22 protein-coding genes are annotated in these 24700 nt (G+C 36.1%); 14 read left to right on the top strand and 8 right to left on the bottom strand.

Annotated elements, in window-relative coordinates:
• Nucleotides 1-9: 9 nt before the first annotated feature.
• From RMB06_RS06655 to RMB06_RS06645, 3 genes are read right to left on the bottom strand one after another with little or no spacing between them, the layout of a single operon-like run.
• On the bottom strand, nucleotides 10-1320 hold the full coding sequence (locus RMB06_RS06655; RefSeq protein WP_311078876.1) for a DUF445 domain-containing protein: 1311 nt from the start codon (nucleotides 1318-1320) through the stop codon (nucleotides 10-12).
• 13 nt (nucleotides 1321-1333) lie between these two features.
• Nucleotides 1334-1897 (bottom strand): CC0125/CC1285 family lipoprotein, encoded by a 564-nt coding sequence (locus RMB06_RS06650; protein WP_311078875.1) that lies wholly within the window; start codon nucleotides 1895-1897, stop codon nucleotides 1334-1336.
• Nucleotides 1898-1956: 59 nt separating this feature from the next.
• On the bottom strand, nucleotides 1957-2496 hold the full coding sequence (locus RMB06_RS06645) for a DUF924 family protein (protein ID WP_002121850.1): 540 nt from the start codon (nucleotides 2494-2496) through the stop codon (nucleotides 1957-1959).
• 168 nt (nucleotides 2497-2664) lie between these two features.
• On the opposite strand from RMB06_RS06645, the gene gshA reads away from it, so the two are divergent.
• From gshA to RMB06_RS06595, 10 genes are all read left to right on the top strand, one after another.
• Nucleotides 2665-4242 carry a glutamate--cysteine ligase gene (gshA, locus tag RMB06_RS06640; protein ID WP_311078874.1) on the top strand — a complete coding sequence of 526 codons (1578 nt, stop codon included), beginning with the start codon at nucleotides 2665-2667 and terminating at the stop codon, nucleotides 4240-4242.
• A 16-nt stretch (nucleotides 4243-4258) separates the two neighbouring features.
• On the top strand, nucleotides 4259-4780 hold the full coding sequence (locus RMB06_RS06635; protein WP_002121896.1) for a disulfide bond formation protein B: 522 nt from the start codon (nucleotides 4259-4261) through the stop codon (nucleotides 4778-4780).
• A gap of 157 nt (nucleotides 4781-4937) precedes the next feature.
• The gene (locus tag RMB06_RS06630; RefSeq protein ID WP_311078873.1) at nucleotides 4938-8258 is read left to right on the top strand and encodes a type VI secretion system Vgr family protein; all 3321 of its coding nucleotides are present in this window, start codon (nucleotides 4938-4940) and stop codon (nucleotides 8256-8258) included.
• On the top strand, nucleotides 8245-8859 hold the full coding sequence (locus RMB06_RS06625; RefSeq protein WP_004965018.1) for a hypothetical protein: 615 nt from the start codon (nucleotides 8245-8247) through the stop codon (nucleotides 8857-8859). Before RMB06_RS06630 ends, RMB06_RS06625 begins: the two co-directional genes overlap by 14 nt.
• Before the next feature lie 2 nt (nucleotides 8860-8861).
• Complete coding sequence (locus RMB06_RS06620; RefSeq protein WP_004910030.1) at nucleotides 8862-11219, top strand: hypothetical protein; 2358 nt, start codon at nucleotides 8862-8864, stop codon at nucleotides 11217-11219.
• The gene (locus tag RMB06_RS06615; RefSeq protein ID WP_041525404.1) at nucleotides 11216-11878 is read left to right on the top strand and encodes a hypothetical protein; all 663 of its coding nucleotides are present in this window, start codon (nucleotides 11216-11218) and stop codon (nucleotides 11876-11878) included. Before RMB06_RS06620 ends, RMB06_RS06615 begins: the two co-directional genes overlap by 4 nt.
• A 337-nt stretch (nucleotides 11879-12215) precedes the next feature.
• Nucleotides 12216-12833 (top strand): hypothetical protein, encoded by a 618-nt coding sequence (locus tag RMB06_RS06610; RefSeq protein WP_311078867.1) that lies wholly within the window; start codon nucleotides 12216-12218, stop codon nucleotides 12831-12833.
• A gap of 164 nt (nucleotides 12834-12997) precedes the next feature.
• Entirely contained in the window at nucleotides 12998-13738 is a 741-nt protein-coding gene (locus RMB06_RS06605; protein ID WP_311078866.1) for a lysozyme inhibitor LprI family protein, read from the top strand.
• A gap of 112 nt (nucleotides 13739-13850) precedes the next feature.
• Nucleotides 13851-14567, top strand: coding sequence for an SH3 domain-containing protein (locus RMB06_RS06600; RefSeq protein ID WP_311078865.1), 717 nt, complete (start codon nucleotides 13851-13853; stop codon nucleotides 14565-14567).
• A 69-nt stretch (nucleotides 14568-14636) separates the two neighbouring features.
• Nucleotides 14637-15308 carry a hypothetical protein gene (locus tag RMB06_RS06595; protein ID WP_080759782.1) on the top strand — a complete coding sequence of 224 codons (672 nt, stop codon included), beginning with the start codon at nucleotides 14637-14639 and terminating at the stop codon, nucleotides 15306-15308.
• A 134-nt stretch (nucleotides 15309-15442) separates the two neighbouring features.
• On the opposite strand, the gene RMB06_RS06590 is transcribed toward RMB06_RS06595, so the two are convergent.
• Entirely contained in the window at nucleotides 15443-16099 is a 657-nt protein-coding gene (locus tag RMB06_RS06590; RefSeq protein ID WP_206223600.1) for a haloacid dehalogenase-like hydrolase, read from the bottom strand.
• 138 nt (nucleotides 16100-16237) lie between these two features.
• Here RMB06_RS06590 and RMB06_RS06585 point away from each other — a divergent pair, with 138 nt between their 5' ends.
• Complete coding sequence (locus RMB06_RS06585) at nucleotides 16238-16768, top strand: hypothetical protein (protein WP_311078864.1); 531 nt, start codon at nucleotides 16238-16240, stop codon at nucleotides 16766-16768.
• 55 nt (nucleotides 16769-16823) lie between these two features.
• On the opposite strand, the gene RMB06_RS06580 is transcribed toward RMB06_RS06585, so the two are convergent.
• Nucleotides 16824-18167 carry a hypothetical protein gene (locus RMB06_RS06580; protein WP_002121854.1) on the bottom strand — a complete coding sequence of 448 codons (1344 nt, stop codon included), beginning with the start codon at nucleotides 18165-18167 and terminating at the stop codon, nucleotides 16824-16826.
• Between the two features lie 211 nt (nucleotides 18168-18378).
• Here RMB06_RS06580 and RMB06_RS06575 point away from each other — a divergent pair, with 211 nt between their 5' ends.
• On the top strand, nucleotides 18379-18960 hold the full coding sequence (locus RMB06_RS06575; RefSeq protein WP_068614324.1) for a YqiA/YcfP family alpha/beta fold hydrolase: 582 nt from the start codon (nucleotides 18379-18381) through the stop codon (nucleotides 18958-18960).
• Between the two features lie 14 nt (nucleotides 18961-18974).
• The gene (gene parE, locus RMB06_RS06570; protein WP_002122026.1) at nucleotides 18975-20858 is read left to right on the top strand and encodes a DNA topoisomerase IV subunit B; all 1884 of its coding nucleotides are present in this window, start codon (nucleotides 18975-18977) and stop codon (nucleotides 20856-20858) included.
• 120 nt (nucleotides 20859-20978) lie between these two features.
• Here parE and RMB06_RS06565 read toward each other — a convergent pair whose 3' ends face one another.
• Together RMB06_RS06565 and alc are read right to left on the bottom strand one after the other, a co-directional pair.
• Entirely contained in the window at nucleotides 20979-21482 is a 504-nt protein-coding gene (locus tag RMB06_RS06565; protein WP_311078941.1) for an ureidoglycolate lyase, read from the bottom strand.
• The gene (alc, locus tag RMB06_RS06560; RefSeq protein WP_311078860.1) at nucleotides 21479-22489 is read right to left on the bottom strand and encodes an allantoicase; all 1011 of its coding nucleotides are present in this window, start codon (nucleotides 22487-22489) and stop codon (nucleotides 21479-21481) included. The genes RMB06_RS06565 and alc overlap by 4 nt, the downstream gene beginning before the upstream one ends.
• A 199-nt stretch (nucleotides 22490-22688) precedes the next feature.
• Here alc and hpxO point away from each other — a divergent pair, with 199 nt between their 5' ends.
• Nucleotides 22689-23846 (top strand): FAD-dependent urate hydroxylase HpxO, encoded by a 1158-nt coding sequence (gene hpxO, locus RMB06_RS06555; protein WP_057069017.1) that lies wholly within the window; start codon nucleotides 22689-22691, stop codon nucleotides 23844-23846.
• A 52-nt stretch (nucleotides 23847-23898) separates the two neighbouring features.
• On the opposite strand, the gene RMB06_RS06550 is transcribed toward hpxO, so the two are convergent.
• Entirely contained in the window at nucleotides 23899-24624 is a 726-nt protein-coding gene (locus RMB06_RS06550; protein ID WP_005066762.1) for an outer membrane protein OmpK, read from the bottom strand.
• Between the last annotated feature and the right edge of the window lie 76 nt (nucleotides 24625-24700).

The raw sequence follows: 24700 nt of genomic DNA, 5'->3' as shown, positions 1-24700 counted from the left end.
TATTTAAAGTTATAAAATTGATTCAATCACTGCCCGAATTACACCGAGTGTCAAACCAATAAATGCACCCACTACCACACCATTTACACGGATCATGTGTAAGTCGCCACCGACTTCATTTTCAATTTTCCCAATCATTTCACGTGAATCCCATTCATGAATGCGTTCACTCACATAGCGTATGATTTTATGGCTATATTGATCCGTAAAATTCATGGCAAGTCCTGTCATTTCTTTGTTGAGAACTTCACGTACTTTTACATTTTGAACAAGGTTTTCACCGAGCTGCTGAATCGCAGCTCGCAGGTTCATTGCAATGCCAGAGTCTTCTTTCATTAAATCTTCTTTAATGGCATCACACAAAATGGTGACAGCACCACTAATAAAATTTAGAACTTGAGGACTATCAAGGAGCGCATCTTTACCACTGTTAAGACGTTGACTGGCAACACTATCGGGTTTCGCTAGTTCCAGCATGAGTGAATGTGCAATTGTTTCAATTTCTTGCCGCCATGGGTGTTCATGGTCGGCCAGCATCGATTCTACTTTTTCAACCAATGAGTCGATGGTACGTTGTTGAACATCAATTCCAATCCAGCTTGCACCTCTTGCAAGTGACCAGACGCCTAGTGCTTTAAACATTTTTCGGGTTAATTCACGAGTTTTATCTGGATTTTGTACAACCCATTCATGAGCGATATCGAGACCACGCTGTAAAACGTCTTGGTGGAAATCATTTTCCAATACCGCGCGTAGCATCTCACTGGCGAGTTTGTTGACTTGGGTATTACGTACCCATTGCACACTGTTGTTTTGCACGAAATTAGCAATTTGCTCTTGGCTCACAAATTCAAAAATTTTCGGTACAGTTTGCTGAATGAGCTGCACTACTTGAGTATTGTTTTGTGGACTTGCCAACCATTGACCAATTGCGAGGCTCAAGTCTGTTTTTTCTAAGCTTTTTTCGACCACTTGAGGCGAAAGAAAATTTTCCTGTACAAAACGGCCCATTGACTCTGCAATGCGTGCCTTATTGCGCGGAATAATCTCGGTATGGTCGCGTAAAAACTTAGGAATCGGTAACCTACCAAAAGGGTTCCGAAACAGAACTGTAATTGCGTACCAATCGGCTAGACCACCAACTACACCTGCTTCGGCCCCTAGCATTAAAATATGAATAAAACCTGTGTACTCTGGCAGAAAACGGTCGGCTACCATCAGTGCAATCCACAGCACAACGACGATGATCAGCGCTAGGGTAGCAAAATATTTACTACGTTTAAGACTGGGCACGTGGTGAACTTCTTCTGCCATGCTCATAAATTTATCCTATTCATTTTTGTTTTACTGGAGGCTCGGGCGGTGGCAACAGCGTTCCTGTCGGACTCAATCCATATTTTTGTCCGAGTGATTTCAAGATCAAGCTTGCATCAAAAGCGTCTTGAGGAGCCTGCTTTTGATCCCGATAACATTCAATAGTATACGACACTTGAACAGGGTCGATATTGACCACTTGTGGGAAATCATAGAACGGATCATGCCAGAAACCCGGATAGCGACGACCATAGCCATAAGGATAAAAGCTCGGCGCAGATGGATAGACCACAGCCTGACGTGGTGGTTTCTGACTTTGGTTACTTGGGTCATTCAGTACTTTAAAAAAGCGGAAACCTTTTTGCACGGTCGTTTGTGCTGATTTTACTAAAGTGATTTCTTCAGCTGCACCGTAACTCATATTCGGATCGGCTTGGAAACTAATACGAAACGTTTGCGCATTTAAAGGGTATGCGGAAAACTGGCCAAGTTGATCAAAGGTTTTTGGTTTACTTGGAGTCGTCGCACAAGCAGTTAAAGTTAAGGCAGCGCCTAATGCTAAACAAAGAGAGAGATATTTCATGGTGAACTCCCAGCTGAGCATTAAAACAAAGATGACTCAGCATTAAAAATTAAGAAGCTTTAAAAACTACTGTTCGGTTCTAATAAAAATTCGGTTTCCTCTGGAGTAGAAACACGTCCAAGAATGGTATTGCGATGAGGATAGCGTCCAAATCGATCAATAATGACTTTATGCTTTTTCTCAAAGCTTAAGTTAATTTCATTGCCAAGACGTTGAAATAGTTTCAAGGCAAATTCATGGATCAATTTTGATTCACTATGCATAAACGGCATATATAAAAAAGAGCGTTGCTCTGGATTAAGCTGTGCATCGAGTTGCAAACTAATTGCTTCTTGTGCCAAAGCTAATGCCAAGCTGTCATAGGCAAAAGATTGGGGCTGATCACGATAGATGTTGCGAGAAAACTGGTCTAGTACAATAATCTCTGCCAAACGACCTTCTGCAGTTTTTCGCCAAGACCAGAGTTCTGCTTGAGTTGCCTGTCGATGAACATCAGAAAAATTTTCACGGATTTTTTTGTCAAAATCATCACTTTTTGCAAACCAAAGTGAACGGTGTTCAGGAGAAAACCAGAAGTTTAAAATGTCTTGTTCGTTCATGATATTGACAACTCTTTAGCAATTATTCTTCAATAAAATCACAATTCTTTCGTGTCTTAAATAACAAGATTGTGATAAAAATTGCCAAACTGGAATGATGTGATTATATAAGTAACCGTATCATCTCACGATTTTGTATATAGTGATCTTTAATAAGCGAGCAAATGCATGAGTCAACCCACTACACCATCTCAATCAGTTCTTCCTGCTTGGGTGGATTCGTCGCTACTACAAGGCATGTTACGTGGAATAGAGCGTGAAAGCCTACGTATGCAAAGTAATGGGTTCTTATCACAAGAGTTACATCCGAAGGCACTAGGTTCGGCGTTAACACATCCAAAAATTACGACTGATTATTCAGAAGCGTTGATGGAGTTTATTACTTCACCTAAGCCAACCATTGAAGAAGCTCTGCACGAGCTCACCGATATTCATGCGGTTGTGCATCGTCATTTAGAAAATGGTGAAAAACTCTGGCCGCTGTCTATGCCATGTATGTTAGACGACAATGAAGAACGCATTCGTCTAGCACAATATGGCACTTCTAATATTGGCCGTTTTAAAACACTATATCGCCGTGGGTTAGGAATTCGATATGGTCGTCGTATGCAGACCATTTCAGGGGTGCATTACAACTTATCTTTCCCAGATACACTTTTTGCTGAGTTGCAAGCTCATGAAACTGACGAACAATTAAAATCATTAAGTTTGCAGGATTACCGTAGCCATCGTTATTTTGGCCTTATTCGTAATTTTATTCGTTTAACACCATTGGTCATGTTCTTGGTGGGCGCGAGTCCAACTGTATGTCGTTGTTTCTTGACTGGACACAAACATCATTTGTTGCCTTTAATCAAAGGTTCATACTATTTACCGTATGCTACAGCACTCCGTATGGGGCGATTGGGCTATCAAAACTCAGCACAAAAAAGCTTAGGTATTCATTACAACAATTTGTCCGGCTATCTGGATGGTTTACAAAAAGCCGTTCATTCTCCTTACCCACCGTTTAGCCGTTTAGGGTTAAATGATGCTTCTGGTGAACCGTTGCAAATTAATGATCATGTTTTGCAGATTGAGAATGAATATTACAGTCTAGTACGTCCAAAACAGGTACCTCAAGCAGGTGAAACACCGTCTCAAGCTTTAAAAAATCGAGGCGTCGGTTATGTTGAGTTACGTGCAGTAGATGTAAATCCATACTCGGCAATTGGCGTTGATGAAACGACAGCAGGCTTTCTTGAAGTGTTAGCACTTTATTGTCTGTTAAGTGATAGCCCAGACTTGTTATGTTCTGAGCAAGACTTGGTTGAGAAAAATCAGACAGAGGTGGTCAACCGAGGTCGGGCACCGAACGCAACCATTACAGATTTAACTGGGTCGTTTCACATCGAAGATTGGGCACGTTTATATATTGCAAAAATGCAAGATTGTGCACAGCTACTCGATCAGACCTATGCAACGGACTTGTATGGTTCATCTTTGGCGGTCATGCAAGCACGAATTGATGAAGTTGATGAAACTTTATCTGCCCATGTCATTGACGATACGTTAAAGCATGGTGGAACTTGGAGTTTTGGTAGCCACATGGCTCAGTTACATGCTGAAAGTTATGAACAGCATGAGCTTAGTGTGGAAACTTTGAAACATTTTGAACAGTTGGCTGCGCAATCTTTACAGCAGCAAGAAAAACTTGAGCAAGATACCAAGATCAGTTTTGATCAATATCTTGAACAATATCGATAATAAAACGAGGTTTTACATGCGATTAAGTTACCGTTTGGTGAGTGGACTACTTGTTTTAGCAAGTATAGTCGGCATGTCTTTTGCGTTGTATCTGGAACATGTAAAAGGTTTAGAGCCATGTCCGCTCTGTATTTTTCAACGTGTTGGCTTAATGGCGATGGGCCTTGTAGCACTCATAGCCTTTTTGCATAACCCAGTTTCAAATGCGGTTAAACGTTTTTATGCATTTTTAGCAGGCATTGCAATTTTATGGTCAGTAGGTGTGGCAGGACGTCATGTCTGGTTGCAACATTTACCACCAGATCAAGTACCAAGCTGTGGCCCGGGTTTAAATTACCTCATTGATGCTTTACCAATGAAAACGGTTTTACAAGAAGTATTGTCGGGTTCAGGTGAATGTGCAGCAATTGATTGGACTTTTTTAGGTCAATCTTTACCAGTTTGGTCATTGGTCTATTTCCTCTTACTATTACTGGTCTGTTTATGGCAGTTATTCCGTTTTTATCCAGTATTTAAGACAACCAAAAAAAGAGCTTAAAGCTCTTTAAAAAAGCCCAACACTATGTTGGGCTTTTTATTGCTTGGGAATAGGTCAAAATATAAAAAAACGAATTAAAAAAAGCATAATCATATAGACAGATAGTTCTGTTTTTTATAAAGTGCAGCCGTTTATATATCCTTATGATTATAAAAAAATGCTTTTTAATATCTTTAATGTTTTGGAAAAAATAGGGTTAAGTGCGCAGAAACGTGCCGTCCATGTGCAATTTTCTAATGAACTACTCAATAGCCAAGTTTTTTTACAACGTATAGAAGGCCAACATCAGCTAAATGGGGGATTGGAAGCTGAGTTGATCTGCCTTTCAACGAGTGCTCAAATTGCATTGAAGCAGTTTATAGGTGTGCAAGTTGCCGTTGATCAGGTCACTGATTCAGGACAATTATTTCGAACTACAGGAATTGTGACAGAAGCGAGTTATGGCCAGAGTGACGGTGCTTTAACGCTTTATAAACTCACCTTAAAAGACGCGACAAACTTATGGCACAAGCGCCGTAATAGCCGTGTTTTTATGAATAAAAGCATTATTGAAGTCACGGAAGTTTTATTTAAAGAATGGCAAGAAAGAAGTGCACTTTTTGCGACAAGTTTAAGTCTCGACCTTAGTGGGTTAAGTCAGAGTTATGATATTCGCCCATTTATCATGCAGCACAATGAGTCTGATTATGACTTTCTTACACGCTTGTGGCGAAGTGAAGGCGTTAGTTGGGTAATTGATGAAGCAGAGCTTTTTGTTCCTCACTTTACTGCACCTATACAACCTCAAAAACTAAGACTCATTGATGACAATAGCCAGTACCAAGCTTTAGCACGTCGCAGCATTCGCTATCACAGAAGTAGTGCAACAGAATATCAAGATAGCATTACAGGTTTTGTTGCGGTGCGGTCTTTACAGCCGACTGCTGTACATGTGCAGCGTTGGCAACCTGATGCTCTAGCACATGAAGAAGGTGTAGGTTCAGTTATCACTACACACCTACATTCAGAGCAATTTGATTCAGCGAGTTTGAGCCTTGAACAAGCATGGCATGTTAGTCCTGCTTGGATGCAAGATTTGAAAGGGGAAGATCAGGCCACTGCTTCAAGTAGTAATCAGCTAGAGAAATTGAATCAGCAATTTACGGATATGTACGCGAGTAGGGCCAAATATTTTAAGGCTTATAGTAGCGTCCGTGATAGTCAAGTCGGCTATTGGTTTAATTTACAGGAGCATCCTGAAATTGATCAGCATGAAGGAGCAGATCAAGAGTTCCTGATTATTGCTAAAAACTTCTATAACCAAAATAACTTACCAAAAGATTTACATCAGCAAGTGAGCCAGTTGTTAACCCAAAGTCGTTGGGATAAACATGGTTATGATGATATTGAGCGCCAAGGCAATGAGCTGACCCTAATACGCCGTCAGATCAAGACGGCACCTGAATATAATCCAGAACAGCATCGCCCAATTGCTTACCCACAAAGAGCGAAAGTTGTGGGGCCAGAGGGAGAAACCATTCATGTCGATGAGTGGGGACGTATTAAGGTACGTTTTCTATTTACCCGTAGTGATGATCATGGCCATGACGGTGGTGCAGGTAGCAATGATAACGATACGGACTCGGCTTGGGTGGATGTACTGACCCCTTGGGCAGGCGAGGGCTATGGAGCACGTTTCTTGCCACGTATTGGTGAGGTGGTTGTCATTGACTTCTTTGATGGCAATATTGACCGTCCATTTGTGACTGGACGCATTCATGAAGCACAGCGCTCACCAACCAAGTTCGATGTGAAAGGGCAGCTTCCTGATACTAAAAAACTAAGCGGAATTCGCAGTCAGGAAATCAGTGGTAGTGGTTTTAACCAATTACGCTTTGATGACACAACGGGGCAAATTAGTACCCAATTACAAAGTAGTCATGCAGCAACACAGCTGAATTTGGGTAATTTAAGCCATCCGAAAGAACAAGCGACGAGCCAAGGCCGTGGAGAAGGCTTTGAGCTAAGAACAGATGCTTGGGGAGCTGTGCGTGCAGGTAAAGGCATGCTCATCAGTACCTATGCACAAGAGCAAGCTATTGCAGACCATCTAGAGGCCGCCCAAGCACAATCCTTACTTTCACAAGGTTATGAAAGCATGAAAATGCTCAGTGAAGTTGCAGCCAAGCAACAAACTGATGCTTTGAACGTGATTAATCGCTTACCCAAATTTATCCAGTCACTTGAGCTAAAAACTACAGGACAGGCATTAGATAGCACGGTGAATCTATTTAAAGAAGGGATTAATAACGATCCTATTCATGCATTAAAAGACTGTGGCGGCTTTATTCAAGATATTGGTGCGCTAGGGGGAAATGCAAAAGGCGTTGTAGACGAATTTAATTCTTTTTTTAGCGATGCCAAAGATGCGGTAGAAAACTTAAAAGCATTTATTGAAAATGTTGAAGAGCATGGTGCTGACATCGTTAAAGGAAAACTTGCCAGTATTAAAGACCGCATTCATAAAAATCCATTTGAAAGTATTCAAGAGGTTGGAAAAGTCTTAGCGAATGTCGAGACTAAAGACTTTGACATGATGAGTGTATGTGGAACGTTTAGTAAAGGCAGTAAATTGGAAGTATCACCTTCTAAAGCATTAAGTTCTTTGCAAGGCTTTATGGAAGGTTATACCCAAGGTTTAGAAAGTAGTTCCGATACTAAACAGCAAGAACAAGGCAAAATTTTTAGACAAGCGCTGATGTTATTAGCATCGCCAAATGGGATTGCTTTGACGACACCTGAAAATATTATTCTGCAAGCTTCGCAAGATATTGCAGAAAGTGCTAGCGGTTCAATTAATTTAAGTGCACAGAAAAATATTGTTGGACATGCACAAGACAAAATCAGTTTGTTTGCCGCGCAAAAGGGTTTCCGTGCTTATGCAGCAAAAGGAAAGCTCGAACTGCAAGCACAAGATGATGCTATTGAAGCAATTGCCAAGAAGGTCATCAAGCTCATTTCTACTGAAGAAAAAATCGAGCTTACGAGTCCAAAAGAAATTGTATTAACAGCAGGTGGTTCACAGCTCAAAATTAATGCTAATGGCGTATTTTCAACCACAGGCGGTAAGTTTGAAAGTAAAGCTGGGCAGCATTTATTTACGGGAGGAGCAACAGTAAATGCTGAGTTGCCAAAAATGCCGGCAACTGGGATGTACAGTATGAGGTTTGATTTAAATCAAATATTTGATACTAATATATTAAAAAATATGAAGTATAAATTGATTAATCACTCTAAGAAAATTGAAGCTGTATATGAGTTTGAGCAAGAAAGTAGCGCGAGAGTTTATAGTGATTCTGTTGATAATGTAGAACTCGCTTTAATACCGGGAGCTTATTTAACAGAAATTAAAGAGCTAATTCCTGAACAGGAAGCTGAATTACTAGACGATGAAGAGATTGATGGTTGTGGGTGTGGAGAAGAGCATGAACATGATTGAAATATTTAAACGAAAAACAACGCAAGTTTCGCGATTGAATATGAAAAAGACTTTTATATCAATTTTTCTATTGAGCACAATTATTTTTAGTTTTAATCTTTATGCAAATGGCGATACGTTTGAAGTTTCGGCGAAATGTAAGGATGAATATAATTCTAGTTGTGACATTGTGAGAACTGTAAATGCTCAGAATGAAATAGTTATAAAAGGTGTCAAACTTTTAAATATTTCAAAAATAAATCAAAACTTATATAAAGTAAAAACATCTTGTGGGTCTCCATGTTCAGTTACGCTTTTCTATAGTCAAAATAAAGAGGATTCCACAGACGAATTTATTGCCATTGATAATAAAAATAATTGTTTGATTGAAAGTGATAGTGAAAAGAAAATCATTTATGCAAGAAAATTGTTTACAAATAAGGCTAGAAAAATTGTCAATTTAAAAACTAAAGAATTTAATAGTTTGATTCAAAGGTTTGATTATTACAGTTATTTTAAAAATATGAGTTCTTTTTTACCTGATGGTAGTTTAAATTTAATAGCAAATAATGAATCAACCATATTAGCTAATAAAAAAATAGCTAATCCATGTGGAGAATAACGATGAGTTATTCTGAAGAGTTTATTGATTTTATCGCAACTATAAAAGGCGAAGCGGGTATTTGTGGAGATATTTCAAAGAGAGCCGTTGCACATTGTATAATGAACAGAATAGGTTTTGGTGAATGGGCTCAACACACAAGTATAATGGGATATTTAAAAAATGATTTTGATGCTTTAACAGATGAAACTGATGCTGTTCGACAAGTTAGGTTGGAAATGAAATCTAATAAAATTTCTAAATCTACTCAGCATATTATTGATTTAGTGTCACCAATTTATAATAGACAAGAAGAGGATTTTACAAATGGCATCGTGCTATATTGGAGCCCAAAAGCACAAGCACAACTACATAAAGATAAGCCAAAAATTTATAAGTATCCACCAGCATTTGTAAACTCTGAAACAGAAAAAGTTGAAATAAAAGGTACTGAAAATGATGATATGAGTTGGCATAGATACAAAGGTACATCACGGTTTTACCTGCAATTTGTAGATAAAAGTGCTAGCCCATTAGTTAACTCTAGAGTAAGTGTTGGTTACAAAAAAACAAAAGTAGTGCCAACTCTTAGTAATTTATTGACAAATAGTCAAGGAAAAATTAGATCTATTTTAGTGAAAGGAGGATGGGGAGCAAGGATTACCGTTGATGGAAAACCTGTTGTTGATAATAATCAAAAGCCAGTACTATTAATTGCTGATGGTAAAAATCATTCTGCAGTTTTGGTGGTTGCAAATGGTATAAGCGGAATCAAATCCCAAACAGATATCCATACCCAACAACCGACTCCTTCGCAGAAACCGGAGCCTGTGAAATTAGAAAATAAAGCAAGTGTTGAGCAAAACGCGAAAGTAAGTAAAAGTAATGATCAGCAAAAAAATGTTAATTTTAGTATTAAAGTCATAGACAGTGAAAATAAACCGATTCCAAATTTTTCTTATTTTCTAAAATATAAAAATGCAGAAAAGAAGCATAGGGTAGGTGCTAATGGTATTGAAAATAGCTTAAAAGCATTAAGTGGCGAGGAGATTACATTTTTAATTAGTGGGCTAGACTCAAAACAAGAAATTATTCGTTTTACAGCACACGAAGGTATGGGCGAAAAGACGATAAAGCTTAATTTACATACTTTTAATATTCTTTTTAGACATAAAGATACGAAAAAACCTATAACAAATTTGAATTTAATTCAAAAATATAGAAATCAGATAAAGCAAAAAAAGACTGATGGTAATGGAAAGATAACTGTTAGTGCAATGCCAGGATTCGAGCTGAATTATAAATTAAGAGATGAACGGAACTTATTGACTATCAAAGTTGATAAAAATAAATCGCTTCGTGTTATCGACGTTGACTCGTCAGCAATAGAGCAAGCATCAAAAAATATAAAGACAGGGACTAAAGTTGTAGAAATAGCTCAATCTAAACGACAAGTTCCTTCATCAAAACATAAACAACCAGTTGATAAGCCAGTTGAAACTCATGACTCTACTCCTAAAAGAGATGAAAACACTGCGGTAAGTAAAGATGGTCATCCCAAAATGGTGGTCAATGATAGTAGAGAAGTTGAATTTACAGTTTTAACTTATGACGTTAAAACTAATCAATTATTTAATGGTGGTAGTTATATTGTTGAGTATAAAGGAACAAAACGTAGTCATGTCAGTGGTGCAAATGGGCTGGGTAAAAAAATTCATAAAGGGGTAATAAATGAATCTATTAGAATTATAGTTTTGGAATCCAATAAAGAGAAAATTATTTTTGATGGAAAAATTGAAAATAGTATGGCAACGATTAATTTGAAAATTCAAAAAGCAGAAGTAGCTAAGGTTGAAGGAGTAAGTGTTCTATTTAGCGGCGTGAATGAAGAGTGGAGACGAAATATTGTTTCTGAAAAAACCAAAAAAATATTAGCATTTTTAGCTAAAGAAGCGGGAATGAATAAAATATATATAACAAGCACAATTCGAACAGCTGAATCCCAAGCTAATGCAATGTATAGTCAGAATATTAGGTATACTGCGCCGGGAGAAGAAGTAAAAAGAGTCAGAGATGAATGTAAAGCCAAGAATATGAGGAAGGAACAAACTATTAGTAAAATGGTAGAGAAAATTATTGAATTACAAAAACAAAATAAAAAAGTTTCCAAACATTGTGTCAGTACTGAACAATATAACAAGGTTAATGTAGTAGATATAGGATTAAATAGTAATGGTTTTGGTACTAATAGTCACTTGAATGCACAAGGGAAAAAATTTAAGCAAGCCTGTAAGGATGCTAAGCTTAATGGTATCATTAGTGGCTTTATTTCTGGGGATGAACCTGGAGAAGGTGCAATGCATATAGAGATAACCCAATGAAAAATACTTTATTATTAATACTAGTTTTATTAATTTCTGGATGTTTCAATACAGCTAATACAGCTAATACAGCTAATACAGCTAATACAGCTAATACAGCTAATACAGCTAATACAGCTAATACAATTTATTATTCATATAAAAAATGCACTTTAAAAAACATTTGTAATGAATTTAATTATACAAAAAATCAAAACAGCTATGCATTGTTTGCTTATAAGCCTCCGGTAGATGAATTTTATATAGAAATAAAAGATAATAAATATTATGTTATATATAAAAATATCTTTTCAGAAGGTGTTGAAATGGGGTGGGCACAAATGAAAATAGTTACAAATAATGAAAATAATCTAGTTATGGAAACTAATAAGATATTTCAAACTTTAGGAAACTATAATTCTATAGGTAGTGGTGATAACTCTAATTATGTTCCCTCGAGAAACTATAGAAAAGATATGTATATAATTAATGACTTCTATGATGGTTACTCTTTCAAACAATATCAAAAATTAACTTTTATAAAGAAAAATAAGCAGCTTTTACTTGATTGTAAAAGTTATATGAAAGATTTAGATCCGAAGAATAATTATTCAGGCATGTTCTATAGCGTTTGTTCTGATAAGGAAAAAATTTATTTTAAAGAAATTCCAGAGTTATAACCAAGGTTGTTTTTTACTATATTAACTCTTTAACTTTATAGCAAGAGTGGTAAGTTTTTTTACTTTTATAAATTAGAGAGACTAAGTACTTGATATGAGAATAATATTATTTACACCTAATCTTATTTAAGTAATAATATTATTTACACCTAATCTTATTTAAGTAATAAGATTAGGTGTAAGATGGTATGTATTACTATTAATTATATTTAACTAAAATATTTGATATTAAATTACGTAAAACAGTTGATGTTCAAAATTAAGTATCAAATGTTTCAATATATTTTATTTTAGCAGATGTAGCTGGTGAAGGTGCTATGCACATAGAGACTATGCAATGATGAGCAGATTATTTCTTGTATTTTTAATTAGTTTAACGTATGCATGTACAACTGAAGCTGATCAGCCTAAATCAAGTAACACAAAACTTTATTTTTCATATCAAATCTGTGAAAAGTTAGGAAAGTGTAAGAATTTTACACCTACAAAAAAGATGGATAATTATCTCTTTAAAAGACTTGATCCTGCATATGATGAATTTTATATAAAAGATAATAATGGTAATTTTACTTTATATTATAAAAATGTTTATAGTGAAGATGTTCAAATTGGATGGGCAGAAGCTAAAGCGGATAAAAATAATAGTAGTGAGTTGAGTTTAAATATTGATAAAGTTAACCTCGCCTTGGGAGGGATTGATTTTATAAAAAATGGATATGCAACTAAACAGGCTGAATCAAAGAATTTTAAATCGGGAGTCTATTATTTAGCTGATAATTATACGGGTGCTCCATATTATCAAAAGCAAAAAATATTTTTTAAGAAAAAAGCTGGAGATTTAGTATTGGATTGTAATAGTTATTTGAATAATCCCTCTGTAAAGAATGAATCTTATGGGGTTTTTTATGGAGTATGTTCCGAAGGGGAAAAAGTATATTTTAAGCAGGTAAACTGATTTAGTTTTTTTTTGAATAAAAATGTAAGAATAGTAAGTCTTACATTTTTAAACCTAACATATTTTGTTTAAATAAATAACTTAGGTGTTATGTTTTTTTAGGATTAGATAAAAACTATAAAAACAGAAATTTGTCTTAATATTTTTTATTAAAGGTGTGTATAGTGAGAAATAGTTTCACTAAATTTTCGAATATTTTATTAATCTCTAGTTTGAGTATCTGCTCAAATGCTGCAGATTATAAACCACAACGGTTAGACGAGAAAACAATATATATTAATAGTGAGTATGATCTGAATAGAATGTATTCAGATATAAAAGGCTATATCAGTGATAATAAAAATGAAGTTAAGTATCTGGTAGATACTCAACGTTCTTGGTTGAAAGATAGAAATTTAAAATGTAAGTTTAATGAGAAAGAAGGAAGTAGTGAAAACTATAAATGTTTAAGTGATTTTAATAATTCTAAAATAAAAGATTTGAAAAATTCATATTTGGACTTTGTTAGTTTAGAGGGGAATCTAATAAAACCATTTAAGTACACAAATGGTATTGTGAAAGAATTAGAAACAGGTGGATGTTATTGTAGTGAAAGTACAATTAAAATTTTAAAAAACAAAATTTATATATATCAAGCTTGTGATCAAGGGTTGAAGGAGCCACGTATATATAATATTGTTGGTAAGAAAAAAGACGGATTTTCTTTGGAATATCAAATTGATACTACTAATAATAAAGTCCCAGAGTTTAATTTGGTGTTTGTAACTAATGGAAAAAATGTTTGGAATATTGTTCCTAAGGTTTTTAGAAAAGAAGACTTATTAAATTTAAATTTTAAAATTGGCTATACAACTGATACGAATTTAAAAAACAAGAAAATTGATTGTAATGATTATGAGGAATAATTCTAAATTATTAAAACTTTGATTGTATTTGATAATAGTAATATCAGCTTAAAATATGATATTGCTATTATTATAAAATAGAAATTCAAATTAAATAATGAGCTTAGCTTAAATGAAAAAATATCTTAAATTTATAGTTTTTACAGCTTTCATGATTGGATCTATTAAAGCTTCATATGCTGATTTTGGTTTTATTCAAGATAAAGATGGGTATGTGAATGTAAGGGAAAATTCAAGTTTAAGTTCGAAAGTTACAACCAAATTAAATAATAATGAAATTGTTTCTTGTGTGATGGATGAAGAGACTAATAATTTTTGTTTAGTTAATGCAAGTAATGGTGTAACAGGATTTGTCTATAAAAATAGAATAAATAATTTTGGTGGTTACACTTCTATTAAACTATCTCAATATTCTAGAGAAAAAGCTGTTTATAGTGATAAAAAACTAATAGTAGAAGTATATACAAAAAATGCTATTTTAGATCCTAAATTTTATAAAGGAGAGTATAAGTATTTTAATGGTAAGCTATTCTTTGGTACTGATGGTAGTCTACCTGACAATAATTTTTTACAACTTGATAAAATTATTGTTAGAGAAAGAGATAACAGAATAGAAATCAGTAGAACTGAGCTCGAGCAATATTTTTTCCCTAAAAATGGTATAGATGGTGATAAGAACGAGCTTGCTGATTTTAAAATATATTACTTAAATAAGAATATTTTTATTTTAAATACTTTTAATAATGGTGGTGCAGCAGCTTATAATATCATTTTAAATATAAAAAATGGAAAAGTAGCTGCCAATAAAGCTTGGAAGGTTGAAATTTGACAAAATTCATATAGTAAATTTATGAATGGTTATAAATATTAATTTCATTAATGATGCGAGAAAATAAGAGTGATTTATAAAAAATTAATTTTTATATGTTTATTAGGTTTAAACGTATGTACTATTCAATATCTAATTGAAGGTGCTTATGCCAATTCTTTTGAAATACAGAAAGTAGATAATAATCAATCCATTGAACCTACTGTAAAAATTAGAAAAATAAAGAAGATTTTAGACAATAAAATTTATTTATTATTAGATTCTGATGAAGGTTGTATAGTAAGTGAAAAACCTCTTAATAAAGATATCGTAATTATCTATAAAGAGGACGAAAAATTTAAATATGATGTTGTGAACCCACTATTGAAAAAAGATAGTAGTGATTGTGTTTCAGAATTAGCTTTTGTTACAGATGAGCCTAATTATTTTTATAGTATTAAAAAAAGAAGCAAGGATTTAGTTCGAGGCTATGGCTTTGAATTAAATAAGGATCAGATTTTATATAAAAATAATAAAATTAGAGGAGTTGATTTGATAGGGGATGGAATTCCTAATATTATAACTGAATGTTTTTCAAGTGAAGGTGCACATTTTAATATTTTTGGAGGGCAAAATAATGAAGAAAAGTTGTTACATCGTTATACTTACCTAGATATGAACTTACAAGCATCGTGCACTGAAAATGAAAAAATATATAGTAAGGGTTTGTTAGATTTAAGAAATAAGTATAGAGAAAATTAATGAAAGTATCTGATAATATTCTCTATAAATAGAAATTTAATTTAAATAGCATAGGCACTTTTATTACTAAAAGTGCCTATGCTATCTTTATTTAGTCTTTAGAAATCTATATAAACAATATTCATATCATAAGTTTAAAACCAATTTAATATTTTTAAATTTTTGATTTTAATATTTTTAATTTTCTTGTTATCACTATTAATTAAATAGGGGAGTTTGGCACCCATCAAAATAGGCAAGTCATCTTCAATATCATCACTGTATGTCGCGAACCAAGGTTGTTTGATATCAAGTTTATTCAATCTTCTTACTTTTTCTTCAGACCTACAATGTATCCCACTTATCCATCCTCCTAGTTTCTTTTGCAAAGGAGTACCAATAATTTGTACATCTAAATTGATAGACTCGAGTAAAACATTCGCTAACTTTTCTGGTGCAGCCGTGGCAATAAACACAATCCTTCCATGTGCTAAATGATCTTTAACTTCAGTTATACCTTGCTCAAACCAATATAATGAATCAGAAGTAATATCTCTGATATTATTGGAAAAATTTTTAAAACTGTATTCTAATTCTTCTTCATTCACACCATACGTTGCAATCCATAAATATAATGAAGCACCTCTAGATTTATACTTTTTAAATTTCATAAGAGGCAAAGCAACCGGCGTAACAATGAGTGCAGCGATAAATCTGAGAAGATTAGATTTCAATTTATCTGTTAACCATGCCTTTGTAGAATCACCCGAAAGTAATGTCCCGTCCAAGTCAAAAACAACGATTTCCTTCATATATTTCTCTAAATTTAGTAATAGTGATAAGAATTAGTTTTTAAAAAAAACATTTTAATATTTACTTTATAAATTTATAAAATATTTTATTGTAATTTTGTTATAGTGGTTTGATCTTATTATTTATAAGCTAATTTAATGAAAAAATATTTTACTATTATTATGTTTTTAATATCATCTCTAATATTATATTCTCAGAATTTATTTGCAAAGGATCAATGTAATATTGACCAACAAGTAAAATTAAATATATTTAAGAAAAATGATTATAAATTTTATAATTATATATGTGAGTCTTCAGAAGGTTCATCTTTGAAAGGTTATCTAGAAAATCAAGAAAAAAAGATGTTTGTTGGTGATTATTCTGATTTTGCAGCTAAGGAAAGTCCTAAACTTTTAGCTGTCAGTATTTATAAGTCAAATAAAAGAAAACCTCCCATATTAATTACCCTTAACTCATCATATTACTGTTGTACTCCACAAATTGAAGGTGAACTTTATCAAGTTAACCTATATCAAATTAGTAAAAATAAGACTTTAAATCTGAAAAATATAACAAATATATTAGGTAATAATGCAGAGGGTTTTGAAGGGATTGCAGAAGGGAAAGTCTATTATAAATATAAAAATATTTCTGAGATTAAAAAATGGTTAGATAAAAATTATTAATAGATTTATGATTTTTAGAATAATTTAAAAAAGCCCAACAAAAGTTGGGCTTTTTTTAAGTCTCTACAATTCCTTCTAAATCTTCGAGCTTATAGTTCGGCATATCAATAATATGGGTTTGAATACCCTCTTGAACATAATCATTCACATGAGGATATAACCAACGAGTAATCTGTTCCGCAACACTCGAGTGATACTGAATTTCAAAGTGATTTAAGCCATAAAACACAGCTTTATGTGAGTCTGGAACTTTAAGCTGAAAACGTGGGTTAGGGTGTTCGCCTAGCGCGCTTTTTACACTCACTAAGTAGTCACCAATTACGGTCAACGCTTTATTGCGCACCTTTTCAAATTCTAAGGTCCCTGCCACTAAAAAGGTGTTGATATGGGAAGGTAGCGGAGCAGGCGCGCGGTTATCATCCATCATACCAATACGGGCATCCATATGTTCCCAATCATCATCACGAACGCTGCCGTGGCGTAGGTCTAAAATACCATTACTCCGAATATTAACCAGTTGACCGAGTAAGCCGACAAAAGGGAAAGCCCCAAGTTTATCTTGTATGGTAAAGCCAAAGCGCTCTAAAACTGCCCCATGATGTGGAGAGCCAATACAGACTAGATTCTCGACCATATGAATCCATTGATACATATTTTGTTTGCCATAAAACAAGGCACTACGAGAGACTAGCCCGCCCATACTATGGCCAATGATATCAATGCTGGTAATTCTTGGGTTACGTTGTACCAAATCTTCTAATAAGTTTGAAAAACTGCGTCCATTGGCTGAAATGCGTCGACCTGTATTGTAATTTAAATACAACATGGTGTTATGGTCACGCTGCGCTAACAGGCGCTCACCAATGCCGCCATAATGTGCATTTGACCAAGTCAGATGGTTCATACACAAACCATGAGCTAAAATCACAATACGGCCTGCAAGTTCCCCTTGTTGTATTGCACCATAGTGATCGTATAGCACCATGGGTAAGGCGAGGGGGCTATGCTGTTTCAGTAGATAATCCCCAAAAATCCCATTCAAAATACCGACTAAAAAATGTAGGCTTGGGGTGAGTGGTTTTTCGTGAAGTGTAGGATATTTTTCAATAATATGGCGTAAGCTTGGCGCTAAAAAACAACTCCCATATTTTTGTAAAGCGCCATAAGAAAACTGATATGCCTTTTGCACAAATGGTCGTTTTTGAAAGTTTTTAGCATTTTGTGTGCTCACACCAAAAGCATTTTTTAATACTTCAATATTAATAACTTGAATTAATTCATGTACACCATTTAAGCTGGTACTGAACAGTTGAGCTAAACCTTCTAATACGTCTGCCTGACTCGGTGGCGTACGATCCCATTTACAATAAGTTTCATGTAGTGGTGTTAAGCTCGGCATATCTTTTCCCCATATACGTTATAACCGACGTTTTAAGCTGTACTTTTTATCAACGGCAGCTAACGTTTCCATCTTAGTAGTTTAAATAACACATGTTTTTAAAATACTGATGAATGGTTAGTTGAGTGGTTTTTCTTGTCTGACAATAGTGTTTTTATATACAAACTGAGAACAAAAATGTGAGTTTATTCTCAATTTAGAGGGAAAATATATGAATATTATCTACCTCCATGGCTTTAATAGTAGCTCTCTTTCAATTAAAGGGCTGAGCCTTAAGCAGTATTGTAGCGAATTGGGCATAAATGTGCATTTGCCAGATTTAAATAGATCTCCTGATCTAGTGGTTGAGCAAGTTTCAGCGCTGATTGAATCGTTGCAAGACGTGGCTTTAGTTGGTAGTAGTCTCGGTGGTTTTTTTGCGACATACTTTGTCGCGAAATATAATATTCCGGCTGTACTGATTAATCCTGCTATGCAACCATGGAAGTTGTTTGATGAGTTATTTCAAGTTGAAAGTATGCCCTATGTGGTGAATGATCAATGGTCAATTGACCATATTCAGTTACGGCAGTTACAACAACTGGAACTGAATCAACCTGAAAATGCCGACAAAATACTCGTCTTATTGCAACAAGGCGACGAAATTTTGGATTATCGTCAAGCACAACGCTATTATAGTGCTGCAACGCCATCCTCATTGATTTTGACGGATGCTCATGGCAATCATGCTATGGAAGATTTTGAAGAAAAATTACCGTTAGTGATCGAATTCTTTGCGCACACCATCAAATAAGGAAAACGTACAACGTGACACAATATACGGCTCAATCGCTTGAAGTTCTTTCCGGTTTAGACCCTGTTCGTCGTCGTCCAGGGATGTATACCGATACGACTCGACCTAACCATTTAGCCCAAGAAGTTATTGATAATGCTGTTGATGAAGCATTAGCTGGTCATGCCGACAAAATATGTGTCACGGTTTATAAAGATGGTTCGTTGTCGGTTGAAGATAATGGCCGTGGTATGCCGGTCGATATTCATCCTGAATATGGACAAAGTGGTATCGAAATCATTCTGACCAAGCTCCATGCCGGTGGTAAATTCAGCACCGATAACTATCAGTTTTCAGGTGGTTTGCATGGTGTGGGGATTTCAGTTGTAAACGCTTTATCAACACGGGTTGAGGTCGAAGTTCAACGTCAGGGTAATCTATACCAGATGGCATTCGAACAAGGTGAACCAGTAGCACCTTTAGCTGTTCTTGAGGGTAAAGCACCAAAACGTGCGACAGGTACAACGGTACATTTTTGGCCAGAAGCAAAATATTTTGATAGTCCAAAATTTGCTTTAAAAGCACTTAAACACAATTTAAAAGCCAAAGCTGTTTTAGCGGCTGGTTTAAAAATTATTTATATCGATCAAATTAACGATGAAAAAATCGAATGGCAATTTGAAAATGGCCTCGTCGATTATTTGATGGATGAATTGCAAGACCGCGAAATTTTGCCAAACCCTGCATTTGTGAGCAGCGGTCAGGCAGACCGAGCGGCATGTGAATTTGCGATTTGTTGGAATGTGGAAGGTGGTGAACAGGTTCAAGAAAGTTACGTCAACTTAATTCCAACTGCACAAGGCGGTACTCATGTGAACGGTTTGCGCTCTGGGGTTACCGAAGCATTGCGCGAGTTCTGTGAATTGCGTAATTTGCTACCACGAAACCTCAAACTTTCGGCGGAAGATGTTTGGGATGGTGTGAACTATATCTTGTCGCTCAAGTTCCAAGAACCGCAGTTTTCAGGTCAAACCAAAGAGCGCCTTTCGAGTCGTGAAGCATCCAATATTGTTTTAAATATTGCTAAAGATGCTTTCGCGCTCTGGCTCAACCAACATGCTGAAATTGCCATGCAGCTGGCGGAAATGGCAATTTCTAAAGCAGGTCGCCGTTTAAAAGCAGCAAAGAAAGTCGAGCGTAAAAAAATTGTTTCCGGCCCTGCATTGCCAGGTAAATTGGCTGACTGTGTTGGTCAAACACGTGAAGACAGTGAGTTATTTATTGTCGAGGGTGACTCTGCGGGCGGTAGTGCCAAGCAAGCACGCGATAAAAACTTTCAGGCCATCATGCCAATTCGTGGAAAAATCTTAAACACATGGGAAGTTTCTTCAGATGAAGTATTGGCTTCTCAAGAGGTTCACGACATTGCGATTGCGATTGGTGTGGACCCAGGCAGTGATGATTTATCAGAACTGCGTTATGGCAAAATCTGTATTTTGGCCGATGCTGACTCGGACGGTTTACACATTGCGACTTTGCTTTGTGCTTTATTCGTTAAACACTTCCCAGCATTGGTTGAAGAAGGACATTTGTATGTGGCAATGCCACCATTGTTCCGTATCGACATTGGTAAAGATGTTCATTACGCGCTTGATGATGATGAACTTGAAACAATTTTGAAAAATATTAAAGGTAATCGTAATCCGCAAATTACCCGATTCAAAGGATTGGGTGAGATGAATGCGATTCAATTGCGTGAAACGACTATGGATCCGAACACACGTCGTTTAGTACAGCTCGATCTAGATGATGTGCATCTAACGGCAGGTTTACTCGACAAATTGCTTGCGAAAAAACGTTCGGCAGATCGTAAGCAGTGGCTTGAGCAGAAGGGTAACTTAGCTGATATCACTGTCTAAAAAGGCGTAAAAAATCCCCGCTCAATTGGCGGGGATTTTTTTATGTAAATCTAAATTGTTGGAAATCACCACAACGATTTCTACCATTAAATTAAAATAGACAGATTTGTATATTTTAATTTAGACAGTAATTTTTATAGCTTCTGGAAATTGAAAAACATCACAATTTGCGCCGTTACCAATTCGATCCACTACTGCAAAATCACTTGGTGCCTCGAAGGTAAGCAAAGGATGATGCCAAGTGCCTGCCCGATAATTGATACTTTGCTTCCCATTTGAAACAAATGCACATAGTTTTGAAATATCAGGAGTATTTCCGTCCAAAGCGGGTGCCACGATAATTAAAAACTTTTGTTGCTGTAATGGAATAAATGCTTGAGAGCCTTTCGGATGGCGCTCTAGCATTGAAATCTCCAGAGGTAACACACTGGCCTTAATATTTCGGAATATACTGATTCCTGCCTTTGCTTCCCCTTCAATTTCAGTTTCGACGAGCGCATGGTAGCGCTCGGTGTGTGCATCATTAATATGAAAAAAATCATGCCCGTCACAACAGATGACCTCTCCGAAGGGCTGGAAGTTTTCAATAGTTAAAGGCTGAATTTGAACATTACTCATCATCATGACTTGGCAATTTTTCCCCATAAACGAACACGGCTAATACCACCATCTGGAATCATGTTAATACGAATATGCGAGATTTTTTCATGCTGTAAAATCTCATTCACATATTCATGAATATGATCCATTTGCATCGGTTGGGCTTCTAGTAAGTAAGACCAAAACATACTTTGAGGAATTAACTGTGCATCGGTTGCATTTTCGAGGTAAACCGCCTGAATAGATACTTGGGCAGGGAAGTTCCCTTTAAAATGAGCTGTATCAATTTCAAGCTTTTCAATTTTTCCGCTTTTACCCAATGCAAGAATACACCAGTCATAACCCGGTGCACGGCGGCGTTTGGTTTCCCATCCATCGCCCATGTTGACGCCACGACCTGGGTTAATCAAATTACGCGGGTGTCCAAAATGAGCATCACTATAGGCAACTACACGGCCACCATTTTCGAGAGCCAATAAATCGAGAGTTTGTTCGCTGTCAGTTACCTGAATATGAACATCTCCATAGACACGCAAACGGGCAATACCACCATCTGGGAAAATGTTGAGACGTATATGAGTGAAAAGTGCATCATTATTGACCATAAAAATATGATGTTGGCTTGGGCCGAGTCCAGTATTTTCTAAAACATTCTCCCATTTTGCCCCTGATAGGTCCCCATTTGGTGCATAACATGCTTCTAATGATGCAGATGCAGGATAATTTCCTGTAAAAAAGCTGGTATCAATATCAAGAGCAGTGATTTTTCCGCTTACACCAAGCTTCACGATACACCAATCATAACCTGCGTGACGCTTACGGCGTGTCTCCCATCCATCCATCCATTTGCCGTTGTCATCAAATTTATCTTCAACAAAAATAGGTGCATCAAATTGCAGCATACGTTTTGCTTCAGCAAAGAAATCATCTGAACACTCAATGACTTGTGCACCAATTCGGGCATCTGCCAAATTGGTTTTAGTATTCAAAATCTCAGGAAGTTCAAAAGCTGGAGCGTGCAATGTTGCCATAATGGAGTATCCGTATTTCTTGTTAAAAACATGATTTTTCATTTAAAACTGCGCCAACACAGAGCGTGCCAAGTCGAGTTTTATACATAAATATATAAGCATGGTGCATGCCAGTTTTGTGGAAAAGCTAAATAAATTTTGAACGATGGCATGTTTTTAGCATAAGCACCCTATAGGTGAATATCTATAGGAGAGTGTTATGAATGTGGTGATTATTGGTGCAGGAATGGGAGGTCTAACCACAGGCATTGCATTAAAGAAATTTGGTCACCAAGTTCGCATTTTTGAGCAAACTGAAAAAATTCTTCCTGTCGGCGCGGCAATTTCGCTGTGGTCGAATGGTGTGAAATGTCTGAACTATCTGGGATTAACTGACAAAATCGCCAAACTTGGTGGACAAATGGATGATTTGGCCTATGTGGACGGTTTAACTGGAGATGTGATGACACAATTCAGTTTACTGCCATTAATTGAAGAAGTGGGCCAAAGACCTTATCCGGTTGCACGTGCTGATTTACAAAATATGTTGATGGATGAATTTGGTCGTGATCAGATTTATCTAGGCAAAAAAATGGTCAGCCTTGAAGACAAAGCTGATTCTGTAGAAGTTCATTTTGCAGATGGTAGCTCAACGCAGGCCGATCTATTAATTGGGGCGGATGGCACTCATTCACTTACACGGACCTATGTATTGGGGCAGCAAGTGCAGCGCCGTTACGCAGGGTATGTAAACTGGAACGGTTTGGTTGAGATCTCTGAAGATTTGGCTCCAGCCCAGCAATGGACGACTTATGTGGGTGAAGGCAAGCGTGCCTCCCTAATGCCAGTTGCAGATGGAAAGTTCTATTTCTTTTTAGATGTGCCTTTACCAGCAGGGTTAGATAATAATCGAGATGAATATAAAAAACTTTTAAAACAATATTTTGTTGATTGGTGCCAACCCGTACAGCAGCTTATTGAACGCTTAGACCCGCAAAAAACCAATCGGGTAGAAATCCATGATATTGAACCGTTTACACAGTTTTATAAAGGTCGTGTAGTGATTTTGGGTGACGCTGCACATAGCACGACACCTGATATTGGGCAAGGCGGCTGCCAAGCCATGGAAGATGCGATTTATTTAGCGCGTTCTCTGCAAATTAATACTTTGGGGCTAGAGGATGCTTTACGTCGCTATCAAAACAAGCGCAATGAACGTGCTAATGAGTTGGTGCTTCGCGCACGCAAACGTTGTGATGTGACACATATGAAAGATGAAGCTGTTACACAAGCATGGTATGAAGAATTACGCCGTGAACAAGGTGGACATATTATGCAGGGAATTATTAGCAATATTGTGGGTAATCCACTTGATTAAAAACAAAAACAGCAAGGAATTTTCCTTGCTGTTTATCTTCTAAATCTAGATTTTAGAAGTGGTATTTAACCAATGCACTAACGTTATTTTCATCGGCACCTTTAATACCAAATTTATTATTCCACACTGAGTGCTCGATACCGAGGTATAGGCGTGTATCAGGAGAAATATGTTTACCTACATTCCATTTCCACTGAGTTGTCCAGTTCAACTCGCTCGCATGGTCGCCTTCAGCAGTTGACCAGTCAAGGAAACCATCAACCAAGAAATCTTCAGATGCGAGTTTAAATGGAATACCATAAACGAATGTCATTTGATAATCGTCGTCAATGTTCTCATTATTTGCACGGTAGAAGTTTAAATTTGCATATTGGAAATATGGGATATCTAAATCAACTGCAAAACCATAAAGGAAGTTGTCGAAGTTGTTGCCGTCTTCACTGTTACCTTCCCAAGTAGTACTAATGAGTACATCTTTGATTGGGCCATACGACAGTTTTTTACCAGAAACTTCGCCTAAACTTAGACGTGGTGATAACTCAAAGTAAGTACTCTTGTGGTCATTTTCACCACGCATGCGGTCCATAAAGAAAAACACATCAGCGTATTTAACTTTTGCTGCATATTCCAAAGTAATCGTGGTTTCTTTGTCATCTACAACTTCATAATTTTCACCATAAAGTCCAGTCACACTAAAATCTTGCCAAATTGGTTTTGCCTGAACCATGGCAGTTGCAGATAACAAGGCACAAGTCGCCGCAAGTTGCTTTAATTGCATTTAAATGATCTCCCCCCAAATAAAGCACGCTAAGGATACAGGGTCTTAAGCAAAAATGAAGCCAAATTTGATCAAC

This window comes from Acinetobacter sp. V104_13, assembly GCF_031798995.1.
Taxonomy (GTDB): domain Bacteria; phylum Pseudomonadota; class Gammaproteobacteria; order Pseudomonadales; family Moraxellaceae; genus Acinetobacter; species Acinetobacter pittii.
Note: the sequence above shows the minus strand (reverse complement) of the source record. Positions and strands in the feature narration are given on the sequence as shown.

Excerpts from the sequence above, each read along its gene's own strand:
- RMB06_RS06585 (WP_311078864.1), top strand. The coding sequence starts at position 16,238 with ATGAAAAAATATTTTACTATTATTATGTTTTTAATATCATCTCTAATA.
- alc (WP_311078860.1), bottom strand. The coding sequence starts at position 22,489 with ATGGCAACATTGCACGCTCCAGCTTTTGAACTTCCTGAGATTTTGAAT.
- RMB06_RS06650 (WP_311078875.1), bottom strand. The coding sequence starts at position 1,897 with ATGAAATATCTCTCTCTTTGTTTAGCATTAGGCGCTGCCTTAACTTTA.
- RMB06_RS06580 (WP_002121854.1), bottom strand. The coding sequence starts at position 18,167 with ATGCCGAGCTTAACACCACTACATGAAACTTATTGTAAATGGGATCGT.
- RMB06_RS06625 (WP_004965018.1), top strand. The coding sequence starts at position 8,245 with ATGAACATGATTGAAATATTTAAACGAAAAACAACGCAAGTTTCGCGA.
- RMB06_RS06630 (WP_311078873.1), top strand. The coding sequence starts at position 4,938 with ATGCTTTTTAATATCTTTAATGTTTTGGAAAAAATAGGGTTAAGTGCG.
- RMB06_RS06550 (WP_005066762.1), bottom strand. The coding sequence starts at position 24,624 with ATGCAATTAAAGCAACTTGCGGCGACTTGTGCCTTGTTATCTGCAACT.
- RMB06_RS06565 (WP_311078941.1), bottom strand. The coding sequence starts at position 21,482 with ATGATGATGAGTAATGTTCAAATTCAGCCTTTAACTATTGAAAACTTC.
- hpxO (WP_057069017.1), top strand. The coding sequence starts at position 22,689 with ATGAATGTGGTGATTATTGGTGCAGGAATGGGAGGTCTAACCACAGGC.
- RMB06_RS06600 (WP_311078865.1), top strand. The coding sequence starts at position 13,851 with ATGAAAAAATATCTTAAATTTATAGTTTTTACAGCTTTCATGATTGGA.
- RMB06_RS06635 (WP_002121896.1), top strand. The coding sequence starts at position 4,259 with ATGCGATTAAGTTACCGTTTGGTGAGTGGACTACTTGTTTTAGCAAGT.
- RMB06_RS06645 (WP_002121850.1), bottom strand. The coding sequence starts at position 2,496 with ATGAACGAACAAGACATTTTAAACTTCTGGTTTTCTCCTGAACACCGT.
- RMB06_RS06590 (WP_206223600.1), bottom strand. The coding sequence starts at position 16,099 with ATGAAGGAAATCGTTGTTTTTGACTTGGACGGGACATTACTTTCGGGT.
- gshA (WP_311078874.1), top strand. The coding sequence starts at position 2,665 with ATGAGTCAACCCACTACACCATCTCAATCAGTTCTTCCTGCTTGGGTG.
- RMB06_RS06620 (WP_004910030.1), top strand. The coding sequence starts at position 8,862 with ATGAGTTATTCTGAAGAGTTTATTGATTTTATCGCAACTATAAAAGGC.
- RMB06_RS06610 (WP_311078867.1), top strand. The coding sequence starts at position 12,216 with ATGATGAGCAGATTATTTCTTGTATTTTTAATTAGTTTAACGTATGCA.
- RMB06_RS06615 (WP_041525404.1), top strand. The coding sequence starts at position 11,216 with ATGAAAAATACTTTATTATTAATACTAGTTTTATTAATTTCTGGATGT.
- RMB06_RS06575 (WP_068614324.1), top strand. The coding sequence starts at position 18,379 with ATGAATATTATCTACCTCCATGGCTTTAATAGTAGCTCTCTTTCAATT.
- RMB06_RS06655 (WP_311078876.1), bottom strand. The coding sequence starts at position 1,320 with ATGAGCATGGCAGAAGAAGTTCACCACGTGCCCAGTCTTAAACGTAGT.